Below are 11,863 nucleotides of genomic sequence, written 5' to 3' on the forward strand. Positions count from 1 at the left end.
CCAGCCCTCCGACGAGTCCGAGCCACGGCCCGGACCCCGCCAGCGACCGGAAGCCTCCCCACCTGCCCGGCGAAGTGCGTCCACCCGGGGGCTGGAAGAGGGCATGGGCCACGACCTCCGGGCTAGCACGCACCCAACGTCCCCTCAAGGCGCACCCTGCCCGCCGCGAAGCGGCCACTCTCCCTCATGCCTCGCATGCGGCCAGCCCCTACCCCGTCAGGCCCGGCGCTTGTGCGCCCCCCGCTGATGCCGTACGTGCCGACGCATGTCCGTCGAATCGCCCTCCCCGTCCGCCGCACCCCGCTCCCGTCCCGTCCGCCGCTCCTGGGTCTGGGCGGGCATCGCCGTGGCGTCGCTCGGCTTCATGGGGGTGGCGGTCCACGACCTGGTGCAGGGCCGTTCCCAGCCGCCGCCCCGCCTGGGCGCGCTGCCGGACTTCACCTTCACGCGGCAGGACGGACAGCCCTTCGGGTTGAAGCAGCTCCGCGGCCACCCGTTCATCGCCAACTTCATCTTCACCCGCTGCCCCACCGTCTGCCCCGTCTTCACGCAGAAGATGGCGCGCGTGCAGGAGCACACCTCGAAGCTGGGGACGGATCTCCAGCTGGTGTCCTTCTCCGTGGATCCGGCCTACGACACCCCGGAGCGGCTGGCCGAGTACGGGAAGAAGTACCAGGCGGACTTCACCCGCTGGAACTTCCTCACCGGCGACTACGCCACCCTCAAGGACACCATCGTCCAGGGCTTCAAGATCAGCATGGGCCGCGAGGCCGGCGCCCCCGAGGACGACCTGCTCTCCATCTTCCACGGCACCCACTTCGTGCTGGTGGACGGCACCGGAGAGATTCGCGGCTACTACGACAGCGCGGACCCCGAGGCGACCCAGAAGCTGGAGACCGACGCCTTCCGCATCACCCGCGAAGAGGGCTGAGCCGCGCCGCTTCCTGATCGCGCCCATACTCCGGGTGCGTCATTCCGGGTCACATCCCACCCGGACTTCCAAAGCCCGCAACAGAGCCGACATCGGAGCATTCAAAACCGAAGGGCCGGCGCCCCGCCCATGACGGACGGAGGACCGACCCTCGTGCCTCGCGCGGCGTTGGCCCGCAAAGCCGAAAGGCCGGCCCCCACCTCGCGGTGAGTACCGGCCTTCGTGCATGAGTCACGCCAGCTTCAGCGGGGAACTCAGTTGGTCAGCGCAGCCTGCGCGTGGGCGAACAGGTTCTGCACGTTCTGCTGCGCGGGCTGGGAGGCCAGCGCGCCGACCTGGTCCGCGCCCTGCTTCACGGTGGTCGCGATGTCCGCGATGGACTTCACGGTGGGGGCGAACTTGGTCAGCTGGGACAGACCGGCCAGGGGGCCCTTGGCGAGCAGGGACGCGCCGGAGTCGATGAACTTGTCCACGAACGGCTTCGCCAGCTTGCCCAGGCCGAACGGGAGCTTGTCCAGGAGGCCGCCGGCGAGACCCTTCAGGCCGCCGGTGATGGCGCCCATGGGGTTCTGCACGAAGTTCAGCGCCTTGCCCGCGATGTTCGCGACGCCGCCAGCGATGTTGGAGACCGTCTTCGCGACGCTGCTGACAACCTTGCCGATGCCGCCCATGGTGAAACCCCCTACTGAATCTGGTTTGGAGAGTGTGTGCCGCAGTGAAGCTTCAAAAGGATTCTCGGAGGGGGGAGGAAAATGTTTCCTCCCCATTTTCCGATCTATTTCACGGGGATTCCGGGCGACCTCAGCCGCGGGTTCCGCCGCCGCCCTTCTTCATCTGCTCCAGCAGCTCCTGGCGCTTCGCCTCGTCCTGCGGCGTCTGGGGGGCGCCCTCGGCCGCGGGGTTCAGGCTCGGCTTGCCGGCGGTGCCGCCCTTGCTGGCCTCGAACTCGGACTTGGCGAAGGGGTTGCCCTGACCGGGCAGCTCACCCTTGGCGCCCGCGACCAGGAACTCACCGACCTCCTCCACCGTGTGTACGGGGAAGCCGTTCGCCTTCAGCTCCTCGTCGGACACGACGTTGAGCATGGGCTCCTTGTCCTTGTCCTGCGCGTACTCGAGCACCAGCTCGACGTAGTCCTCCAGCTTCATGCCCACGGCATCCGCGATGCGCTTCGTCTCGGGATCCTTGAGGAGCTCCGCGCGAACGACTTCCACGGGACGGGACAGACCACGCTTCTTGCCAGGGGCTTGCTGGGACATTGCGGTTTCGCTCCGGAGAGGAGAGGAAAGACGGCTGGGAACAACTCTAGCCCATCTTTCCAGTAGTACCCATTCCCCGCCCCGGACGGCTCCCGCTCCCTCTGGAAACCCCCGGGTTTCAGCGGACCGCGTTGCGCGGCGCGCCCTTGCGCACGGTGGCCTGGGCCTTGCGCTTGGGCAGGATGCGGGTGACGGAGCCCGGGCGGCGGGCCACCGCGGCGGCGCGCTCCTTCTCCTCGGCGGCCTTCAGCGCCGCGGCGCGCACGGCCAGCTGCTCCGCCTGCTGCGCCCAGCGGCGCTTGAGCGCGTCCCTCAGGCCATCCGTCTGCAGGTCCACCTGCGCCTGGTTCAGCCGGTAGTGCAGGTCCTCGCGCAGCGTGCCCCGGGTGAGGGCGGCCATCGCGGTGCCGGACACGCCCACCACCACCTTGGGCCGCTCCTCCTGCATCTGGAGGCAGCGCAGGATGAGGCCCTGGGCGTCCAGCGGCAGCTTCCCCGCGTCCGCGATGAACACCACGCCGTTGGGCTGACGGAGCGCTCCGGCCAGCTCCGAGCCCTGGCGCACCTCCGTGAGCGGGACGCCGAAGTTGCGCGCGGCTTCCTCCGCCCAGGCCCTGCGCTCATCCTCGGTACCTCCGTGGATGATCAACGATGCACGGTTGGAGACGAGGTCCTCTTCTCGATAACCGCGAAGAGCCACGGGATGCCCTACCCTTCTGGGAAAGCGGGTCCTCCCAAAGTCTAACGCCCTCCAGGGTCGCCTGTTCAATCCCTTACGCGTGGGAAAAAAACAGGGACCCGTTCCGCGAGGAGCCCACTCACTGGACGCCCGTTCCCGGGTCAAACGGAAGGCACCACCATCACGGGCCTGCGGCAGCGCAGCACCAGCTCGCGCGCCACCGCCTCCTCCAGCACGTCCGGAACCACTTCGCGGTGGGCGGACGTGCCCACGCACACCAGGTCCACGCCCTCACGCTCCGTGGCCTGGCAGATGGCGATGGCGACGTCGTCCCCGCTGACCCCCTCCACGCTCCAGTGCACCGCCCGCGCGACGGTGTCCCCGGGCACCTGCGCCCAGAGCCGGTTCAGCACCCGGTCCCGCTCGCTGTCCGGCTCCGGGAGCACGCCGTGGAAGTCCCGGGGGCCCCGCTCGCGGCCCCGGAGCCGGTGCACGTGCAGCAGGTGCACGCGGCCGCCCGGCCCCACCAGTGAGCACGCCTGCGCGATGGCCTGTCCGGAGGCGAGGGTGAAGTCCACCGGCACCAGCGCGCTCCGGGGCGGAGGAAGCCGGCGAGGTTCGCGCGCTCCGGGAGGGATGCACGCCACGGAGCGCTCCGCGTGGCGCAGCACTCCTTCCGACACGGAGCCGTGCCACAGCCGCTGCACGCCGCCGCGCAGGTGCATGCCCACCACCGTCAGCTCCGCGCTGCGCGCATGGGCCACGTGCAGCAGGTGGTCCGCCGGGCGGCCATAGCCGGGCTCCAGCACCACCTCCACGCGGCCCTCCCCCTCCAGGTCACCCAGGCGCTCGCGCACCTCGCGCTGGAGCACGCGCTCCACCAGCGGCTCCAGCCCCTCCATGGTGCGCTCGCGCGCGTCCAGCCGCTCCACGTGCACGGGGGTGTGGACGCCCAGCCGCTCGCGCTCCTCCAGCGGTGAGCACACGTACGCGGCCAGCACGTCACACCCGCCCACGCGCCGCAGCTCCCGCAGGAAGGTGATGGCCGCGTCGGACGTGGAGGAGCGGGGGTCCACCCCCACCATCACCAGCAGCCGGCGCCGGCCGCGGGCCCAGTCCAGGAGCGCCGTGTCCCGGCGCACCGCCAGCACCGGGGCGCAGCCGTGGCGGGCCAGGCGCTCCGCCAGGGACGTCTTGCGCCAGGGGGACGTGCGCCAGCCCTCCGCGGCCACCACCACCAGCCGGGCGCTGCGGCACTCCTCGTCCCCCAGCAGCGTCTCCACGGAGGCACCCCGCTGCATGCGCGGCTCCACCATGCCCGCGAGCGGCCTCAGGCGCGCGGCCTCCGCGGCCAGCCCCCCTTCCGCCGCGGACAGGGCGTCCGGGGCCTCCGCGTCAGGCACTTCGTCATCCACCCCCAGGAGCAGCAGGGGCTCTCCCAGGCGGCCGGCGAGCGTCGCCGCGACGGTGGCCGCGTGCGCGGCGTCGGCGGACAGGTTGGTTGCGCAGATGATGGCCATGGCGGGGCCCCCCGAGGAGGCGATGCCCGCTGGAGCCTCCCCTCGCCACGAAGGATGCGCACGCCGGACGCCCGGTGACGTGCGGCCCGTGCATGCCGGCCTGCCTGCCTGGCAGGGCGGGGCGTCCCGGCGGCGGGGCCCTCCCTAGCGCAGGAGCTGCTGGTGCCCGTCGTGGTTGGTGTGGTCCTGGTTGTCGCCCACGCCGCCGCGCTGGTTCTCGCGGCCGAAGCTGGACAGGAACACGCCCTGCGCGCTGCTCGCGTAGTGGTACGGCCGGCCCCAGGGGTCCAGGGGCACGGCGTGGAGGTAGCGGGGCACCAGCAGCGCGTCCAGGTCCCCCTCCTCCGGCAGCTGCCCCCCGTGGTCCGCGCGGTAGCGCTCCAGCGCGCCCAGGATGAGGGTGAAGTCGGCGTGGATGTGCTGGGCCTGCTCGGGGTCGCGGTGGCGGAAGGCGGTGAGCACCAGGGCCACGACGAGCGCCACCACGAACACCACCGCCACCCAGGGCAGCGGGGAGCGGCGGGACTTCTCGGGGACGGCGGACGAGGCGGGAGTGGCGGCCATGGCCCATCCACCCTACCGCCTACCGCGTCAGAGGGCGCGGTAAAGCGGCACCGGCTGCTGCTTGCCCTTCAAGCGCACCGGCGGCAGGTCCTCGAAGGCGGTCTCGTTCGCGTCCACCAGCTCGCGCGTGCGCTCGCCCACCAGGATTTCCCCCGGCCCGGCCAGCGCGCACAGCCGCGCGGCCACGTTCACCGCGTCGCCGATGCAGGTGTACTCGGCCCGCATCGCGCTGCCGATGTTGCCGGACACCACCACGCCCGAGTTCAACCCCACGCCCAGCTCCAGCACCAGGGGCCGGCCCTCGCGGCCGTGGGCCACCCACTCGGCCTCCGCCACGGCGCGCAGCTCCGCCACGGCCTCCATCATCATCTTCGCGCATTGCAGGCCCCGGAGCGCGTCGTCCGGACGGCCCACCGGCGCGCCGAAGACGGCCATCAGCCCGTCGCCCAGGAACTTGTCCAGCGTGCCGCCGCAGGTGAGCACCGCGTCCGACAGCCGGCCCAGCACCTGGTTGAGCACCGCCACCACCTGCTCGGGAGGAAGGCTCTCCGCCAGTCCGGTGAAGTTGCGGATGTCCGCGAACAGCACCGTCACCTCGCGCTTCTCACCGGCGAGCACCGCCGCGTCCGCGCTCTTGAGGATCTCCTCCACCACCGCGTCGGACGTGTAGCGCGCGAACAACTTGCGCATGCGCTCCGTCTCGTCCGTGCGGCGCACCACGCTCTCGATGCGAGCCGCCAGCTCGTCCATGGACGCGGACTTGTTCACGTAGTCGTCCGCGCCCGCGCGCAGGCCGCGCACGCGCTCCGCCTCGCGGTCGTTGGCGGTGAGCATGATGACGGGGATGGCGCTGCGAGGGCCCTCCTTCAGCCGCCGGCACAGCTCCACGCCGTCCAGCCCCGGCATCTCCAGGTCGCTCAGCACGATGGCCGCCTGCAGCCGCCCCATGCCCTCCAGCGCCTCGTACGGGTCCTGGAAGCAGAGGACCTCGTAGCCCAGGGCCACCAGCCCCTCCTGCACGAACGCGCACGCCAGGGGGCTGTCGTCCACCACCACCACGCGGCGGCGCCCCTCCGTCGCGGGACGTGGCAGGTCCTGTCGGCCGACGATGCGGTTCTGCACGCCCAGCGCTTCGTAGATCTGCTTGTAGGTGCAGTGGCCCAGCTCGACCAGTATCTCTCCCAGCCGCCGCCCGTCGCGCCGCTGCCGCGCCAGCGCCTCGTCCAGCTGCGCGAGCGTCACGTACTTGAGCCCCACCAGCAGCTCGCCCAGGGGCGGCTGCGCGGGCCCCTTCTCGTGGTTCAAGCCCAGGGCCTCTCCCAATGCGTCCTGAATCTGCTCGCGTGACACGTAGCCCAGGGAGATGAGCGCCTCTCCCACGCGCTGTCCGGTGAGGGCCTGCAGCGCGAGCGCCTCCTGCACCTGCCCCGGCGAGACGACGCCCAGCTTGAGCAGCAAATCACCGAAGAGGGGGTTCGATGCACTCACGCGGAAGCCTCCGTCACACACACCCGAGCGCGGGAGCGTAGCGCAACCCCGGCCGCCGCGAAGCCCTCACCACGTCTTGTCCCTTCCCGCGTCCCCCACCCGACGGGACCGTCGTCCCTTCGGACGCTCCACGGGAGCGGCGCGCGGCGTTCCTGGCCGGCTCGCCGTCAGTGCTCGAACACGCGGCTGAAGGCCATGACGATTTCCAGGATGATCAACGCGACGATCATGATTTCCAGGACGTGCGAGCGGTCGATGTCCACCTCGCCCTTGAGCAGGCCATAGGTCTGCGCGAGCAGCTGTTGCTTGCGCGTGACGGAGGCCTGCCACGCGGGGATGCGCAGGCGGCGCACGGCGCCCTCGTAGACCTTGGCCAGGTAGAAGTCGCCGATGATTTTCAGGCTGTTCTCCACCCGCTCCACGAACTCGTTGAGGTCCACGAGCGTGCCCAGTGTCTCGCGCGCCAGGTTGCGGTACGGGCTGCGGAACAGCGTGAGCCAGCCGGGCTTGCGCGCCTGCACCTCGTCGTGGATGCGCGCGATGTGCTTGTCCAACCGCTCGTCGTAGTAGCGGAACTCCAGGAGCTGCGCGTTGGCGATCTCCAACAGGTCCGGGATGTCGCGCGAGCCGGACGGCTCGTAGACGAACGCGCTGTTCCAGTCGACGACGACCAGGTCGTGGGCGGTGTAGCTGAAGCGCACCTGGGTGACGGCCTCGCGCTCGCGCGGCGCGAGCGGCGCGGCGGTGCTCTCTCCCAGCAGGAGCCGAGCGATGTCCGCGCGCTGGAACAGCTCCTCCGCGGAAGGGTTGCCCTGGATGCGTTCGGCGAAGATGACGGTGTAGCTCTCGCTCTGGTCCCATAGGTGCGGCCCCTGCACGGCGGAGGCGATGGTGCGGCGCACGCCCTCCACCAGCTCCCGCGCCAGGTCCTCCAGGGCATGGCTGTCATAGAGCTCATCCGCGACCTGGGTGAGCGTCTCCCAGGTGGTGCCGGGAGCGACGGGGACGCGCAGGATGATGGACGCGGCGCCGTGGTCGAACAGGCGCGCGGTGGCGTCCACCGTGACAGGACCGTCACGCAGCGCGAGCGGCCTGCGGCCCAGCTCATAGGCGACGGGCGGGTTGGGCAGCTGGATGTACTGGCTGTTCTCGCGAGACAGCTTCAAGCGGCGCGAGTCCTCCGTGAGCGCCTTGCGCGCGCGCTCCAGGTCTATCTCCTCCGCGATGTCGAACGTGCGGTAGCAGAGGACGTGGGCCTGTTCGAAGAGCAGCGTCATTCCGGCGGGCGCGGACATGGTGCGTCAGAGCCTACTCGACGTCCTCCCACAGGACCCTCAGTTCCAGGGGAAGCGCCTCGAATGGTTCCGCGTGGACGGTCTCCGCGTCCCCATATGCTCCTAGCAACAGGTAGTGGCCGCCTTCCAGCCGGAAGACCTCCAGCAGGTGTTCGCGCGGGTCCACCAACCAGATGTGTTTGACGCCCTCCCGGGCATAGATGGGCAGCTTCCGGGCCCGATCCAACCGGAACGTCGACGGGGACATCACCTCGCACAGCCAATCCGGCGCCATCGTGATGCCCACGACGTCGGGCACCTTGGGCATCCGCTCCCGGCGCCAACCCGCGATGTCGGGGACCAGGACGTCCTTGCCCAGGTGCAGCTCCGGTTCGAACAGGAAGAGCCACCCCCCTGGTCCTCCACGGCCCCGGTCGAAGGGACCGTGGAGCTCTCCTTGCAGATGCGACGCCGCGAGTGAATGCCGCGCCGCGGGCCGGGGGCTCGCGTACAGCTCCCCGTTGACGATCTCCCCCACCTGATTCGAGGGGAGCGCTTCCAGGTCGGCGTAGGTGGCGGGCTTTCGGGTCATCTCTGGGACGAACAACCTAGCAGGTAGGGACATGCCCGGACACTCTCATGCCCGTCTGACACGTGTACCCCGGCGGCCGGGAGCCCCGGAAGGGCCCCCGGGCCTGAAACATTTCCGGATGTTTCACTCAGTCGCCGCCGCCCTCGGGCAGCTTGATGCCAATGCCACCCGGGCCCTCGCCATTATCTGGCAGATTGCCAATATGCCCTGGCGTGGGAATGGGGCGGTCTCCCGCCTGACGCTTGTTCTTCTGTTCGTCTTCCGGAAGCTGCGGTTCCTTCCGGGGGCTTTCGTGCTCACCCATGGTGGCTCCTTCGCGCGTTGAGAGGATTTGACCTCTCCCAAGCTAGGGAGCCCGCGCCCCGGCTGGCACCCCGCCCCTGCCGGTCCGCGGAGCATGCGGGGACACGAGCGGGGCGGATGGGGCGCTCAGGCGCCCCGGGGCTTCGCGGGCGGCGTCAGCGTCGTGCGCACGTCCCACAGCTCCGGGAAGAAGCGCAGGTCCAGCGCCTTGCGCAGGAAGCCCACGCCCGACGAGCCGCCCGTGCCCTGCTTGAAGCCGATGATGCGCATCACCGTCATCATGTGCCGGTAGCGCCAGAGCTGGAACCGCTCCTCCGTGTCCACCAGCTTCTCGCACATCTCATACGCGTCCCAGTGCTTCTCGGTGTCCTCGTAGATGCGCCGGAACACCTCCATCACCTGGGGGCTCTTCTCATACGGCTGACGCCAGTCGCGCTCCACGTGGCTTCTGGGAATGTCGTGGCCCATGCGCGACAGGTGGCGCAGGAATTCGTCGTAGATGCCCGGCGACTCCAGCAGGCGGTCCAGCTCCGCGTGCACACCCTGCACGTGCTTGAAGGGCCCCAGCGCCGCGTCATCCTTGTTGCCCAAAAGGAACTCCAGCGCCCGGTACTGGAAGCTCTGGAAGCCTGACGCGTGGCCCAGCGTGTCGCGGAACTCCAGGTACTCGTTGGGCGTGAGCGTCTCCAGCACGCTCCACTGCTCGAAGAGCATCCGTTGGATGTGCGCGACGCGCGCGAAGATCTTGAACGACGGCTCCAGCCGGTCCGCCTGGATGTAACGGATGCAGGCGGACAGCTCGTGGATGAGCAGCTTCATCCACAGCTCGCTCGTCTGGTGCTGGACGATGAACAACAACTCGTCGTGATGGGGAGGCTGGGAACGGGGCACCTGCGCGGACAAAAGGCGGTCCAACTGCAGGTAATCGCCATAAGTCGTCCGGCCCGCGAGGTCCGTGACGATTCCAGGCTCCAGGTCGCGTTTGTTCATGGCCCGGGCACTCATGCACACCAACCCCCTCGCGGCGCAAGCACATCCTCCGCGCGGTCAATCCTGCCACGTGCTTCCAGACGGAAGGGCGTGGTCCACCTATATGCCCGGGCCGGGGCGACTGATACTGCTACTGCGGAAGAACTTAAGCGTTCTTCTGAGCGGCTTCCGCGAGCGCCTTGGAGGCGGCGCGGCCACGGGGCAGCTTGATGTCCTCCACGCTGTTGGGGTTGGCGTAGTCGGACCACGCGGAAGGACGGCGGTTGGTCTTCTCCAGCATCCGCAGCTTCTGGTAGTGCGCCGCGCAGTAGCCCTTGGTGCGGCTGGGCTTGCCGCAGCCCATGATGGCGCACTCACGGGCGCCGCCTTCCACCACCGCCGGCTTGCGGCCCCGGCGCTTGCCACCCGCCGCCGCCACCGGCGCGCTCACCGACGGACGACCCGCCGGACGACCCACGGGACGACGACCGGGCTTGCCGGCCGCGGGCGCGTTCGCGCCGAAGAGGGGGCCCACCACCTGAGCCAGGGGCGCCAGACGCTCGGCCACGCTGCGCAGCGCATCCAGGTCCGCCGTGCCCGACTCCAGACGAGACACCACGTCGCGCAGGGGCTTGAGCTGCACTTCAATCTCGTTGCGAATCATCTCGCGGAACGCCTTGTCAACTGACATTTCGACCAATCCTCGGTTTAAGGGGGGAGCATTGCCTTGGCGTGAACCGGCACGCCGAAGTACCAATACCTTCCAGAAAGGCAATTGTCGAAGGAAGCGATAAAAAGTTGTGACGCCACTGCGTATCAGCAGGCGAGAAAGGCCCGGGAAATGGGTCTCGGCGACGCTTTCAGGCGCTTCTCACGCATCCCAATGCAGGGGTTCCAACAACGCTCCACGACCCGGGGCCGGGGGGTGCTGCGAGCGATCCAGCAGTTCCTCGTACGTGAGTGCGAGGTCGTGTCCCAGTTCCTCCAATTCCTCCGCGTCTAGAGACGCGGACAGGCGGGGGAGCACCCCATGTTCGGTGGCCTGCACATGCGCCACGACCTGATCCTCCAGCGTGAAAAGGCGCGCCTGCCACTCGACGCCGCGAGGCGTCAGCTCCTGCAATTCCTCCATCAGCTCACGCAGGGTGAGGTGGTCCTCGGCCTCTTCGCGGGCGCGGGCGCGGCCCTCCACGCGTGTCAGCAGCGGATGGACGCAGCGCTCCTCCAGGCGGGAGTGCAGGCGCAGGAGGCGGGCCAGGGCCTCCTGACCGTGAGTCATTTCCTCCGCTTCCGCCTCCGAAGCCAGCCGCTCCAGCAGCTCCTCCAGCTCGCGATGTTGATGCAGGAGGATGTCGAATGGGCCGGCCATACCCCCAAGCATCAGCACGGCTCCGGGGGCAGACAACCGCACCCATCCCCCCGCCGGGAAAGGCAGCCTGCTGGCGTGCATGCCCTTTTCCGGTGATTGCGGCGGTTGAGCCCCTGCCCGGCCGCCTGGTGTCAGGGTGCCGGCTTGCGAGGGCGGCTGCATCTTGGCTCCACCGTGGAAAACCCACTCACCAGCGTCCGGCAAGCCGTGTTCCGTTTCGCGGAGGGCGGCGCCGCCCTGTCCGCGCGCTATCACCGCGCCCGGCTGGTGGGAGCTGAACATTTGCCCAGACATGGGCCGCTGCTGCTCGTGGGCAATCACGGTGTCTGGGGATACGAGACCCCCGCCTTCTTCCACCTCCTGCACCGGGCCACGGGGCGCTATCCGTTGGGGCTGGCGGAGCGGGGGTTCTTCAAGATTCCCCTCGTGCGCACGGTGTTGCCCTGGCTGGGCGGGGTGGAGGGGACGCGGGAGAACGCGCTCCGGTCGCTCCAGGAGGGGCAGCTGGTCGTCTGTTATCCGGGCGGCGCGCGGGAGACCTTCAAACGCAGTCAGGGCCGCTACCAGCTCCGGTGGGAGAGCGCGCTGGGCTTCGTCCGGCTGGCCATGCAGGCCGGGGTGCCGGTGGTGCCCTTCGCCGGCTTCGGGGTGGATGACACCTTCTTCTGGCCTCCGGACGAGGACCGGTGGTGTGTGCGCCTGGCCGCGGAGGACAAATACCGCATGCCGTTGGTGATGGGATTGGGGCCCCTGCCGCTGCCAGTTCAATTAACCTTCGCCGTGGGTGAACCCCATGAACCGCCGCCGTCGGGTGCGTCGGAGTCACGCGTGCGGGCCTTCCGCGACCGCGTGGCCGCCAGCGTCCGGCGCCTGCTGCTGAGGGCCTGCCATGCTTGAGACCGCCTCCACTCCCGTCC

Annotated in this window: 14 protein-coding genes; 2 read left to right on the forward strand and 12 right to left on the reverse strand. The window is 69.7% G+C overall.

The features are described 5' to 3' along the window. Window positions 1-265 precede the first annotated feature (265 nt). Window positions 266-931: an SCO family protein gene (locus D7Y11_RS38055; protein ID WP_233597100.1), complete on the forward strand. Its 666-nt coding sequence runs from the start codon at window positions 266-268 to the stop codon at window positions 929-931. Between the two features lie 254 nt (window positions 932-1,185). Here the strand turns inward: D7Y11_RS38055 and D7Y11_RS38060 are convergent, their stop codons facing one another. The 12 genes from D7Y11_RS38060 to D7Y11_RS38110 all read right to left on the reverse strand — a co-directional run bounded on the left by D7Y11_RS38060 (window position 1,186) and on the right by D7Y11_RS38110 (window position 10,946). Next, on the reverse strand, window positions 1,186-1,602 hold the full coding sequence (locus tag D7Y11_RS38060; RefSeq protein ID WP_120577724.1) for a hypothetical protein: 417 nt from the start codon (window positions 1,600-1,602) through the stop codon (window positions 1,186-1,188). 130 nt (window positions 1,603-1,732) lie between these two features. After that, window positions 1,733-2,188 (reverse strand): hypothetical protein, encoded by a 456-nt coding sequence (locus D7Y11_RS38065; RefSeq protein WP_120577725.1) that lies wholly within the window; start codon window positions 2,186-2,188, stop codon window positions 1,733-1,735. Window positions 2,189-2,306: 118 nt separating this feature from the next. Next, a complete protein-coding gene (locus tag D7Y11_RS38070) occupies window positions 2,307-2,888 on the reverse strand; it encodes a Fis family transcriptional regulator (protein WP_120577726.1) in 582 nt (193 codons plus the stop codon). A gap of 140 nt (window positions 2,889-3,028) precedes the next feature. Further along, the gene (locus D7Y11_RS38075; RefSeq protein ID WP_120577727.1) at window positions 3,029-4,387 is read right to left on the reverse strand and encodes a universal stress protein; all 1,359 of its coding nucleotides are present in this window, start codon (window positions 4,385-4,387) and stop codon (window positions 3,029-3,031) included. A gap of 144 nt (window positions 4,388-4,531) precedes the next feature. Next, on the reverse strand, window positions 4,532-4,951 hold the full coding sequence (locus D7Y11_RS38080) for a type II secretion system protein GspG (RefSeq protein ID WP_120577728.1): 420 nt from the start codon (window positions 4,949-4,951) through the stop codon (window positions 4,532-4,534). Between the two features lie 27 nt (window positions 4,952-4,978). After that, entirely contained in the window at window positions 4,979-6,439 is a 1,461-nt protein-coding gene (locus D7Y11_RS38085; RefSeq protein WP_120595351.1) for an adenylate/guanylate cyclase domain-containing protein, read from the reverse strand. 167 nt (window positions 6,440-6,606) lie between these two features. Then, on the reverse strand, window positions 6,607-7,734 hold the full coding sequence (locus D7Y11_RS38090; protein ID WP_126936131.1) for a hypothetical protein: 1,128 nt from the start codon (window positions 7,732-7,734) through the stop codon (window positions 6,607-6,609). Window positions 7,735-7,747: 13 nt separating this feature from the next. Next, window positions 7,748-8,305, reverse strand: coding sequence for a Uma2 family endonuclease (locus D7Y11_RS38095; protein WP_126936132.1), 558 nt, complete (start codon window positions 8,303-8,305; stop codon window positions 7,748-7,750). 127 nt (window positions 8,306-8,432) lie between these two features. Next, on the reverse strand, window positions 8,433-8,609 hold the full coding sequence (locus D7Y11_RS43570) for a hypothetical protein (protein WP_158620633.1): 177 nt from the start codon (window positions 8,607-8,609) through the stop codon (window positions 8,433-8,435). Between the two features lie 125 nt (window positions 8,610-8,734). Further along, window positions 8,735-9,598, reverse strand: coding sequence for a tryptophan 2,3-dioxygenase (locus tag D7Y11_RS38100; protein ID WP_120577732.1), 864 nt, complete (start codon window positions 9,596-9,598; stop codon window positions 8,735-8,737). Between the two features lie 145 nt (window positions 9,599-9,743). Next, window positions 9,744-10,268 carry a cell wall protein gene (locus tag D7Y11_RS38105; protein ID WP_121754212.1) on the reverse strand — a complete coding sequence of 175 codons (525 nt, stop codon included), beginning with the start codon at window positions 10,266-10,268 and terminating at the stop codon, window positions 9,744-9,746. A gap of 180 nt (window positions 10,269-10,448) precedes the next feature. Next, window positions 10,449-10,946, reverse strand: a complete 498-nt coding sequence (locus D7Y11_RS38110; protein WP_233607529.1) for a hemerythrin domain-containing protein — start codon at window positions 10,944-10,946, stop codon at window positions 10,449-10,451. A gap of 207 nt (window positions 10,947-11,153) precedes the next feature. Between D7Y11_RS38110 and D7Y11_RS38115 the strand changes: the two genes are divergently transcribed. Then, window positions 11,154-11,843: a lysophospholipid acyltransferase family protein gene (locus D7Y11_RS38115; protein ID WP_233607530.1), complete on the forward strand. Its 690-nt coding sequence runs from the start codon at window positions 11,154-11,156 to the stop codon at window positions 11,841-11,843. Window positions 11,844-11,863 lie beyond the last annotated feature (20 nt).

The organism is Corallococcus sp. AB018 (assembly GCF_003986945.1).
GTDB lineage: Bacteria > Myxococcota > Myxococcia > Myxococcales > Myxococcaceae > Corallococcus > Corallococcus exiguus.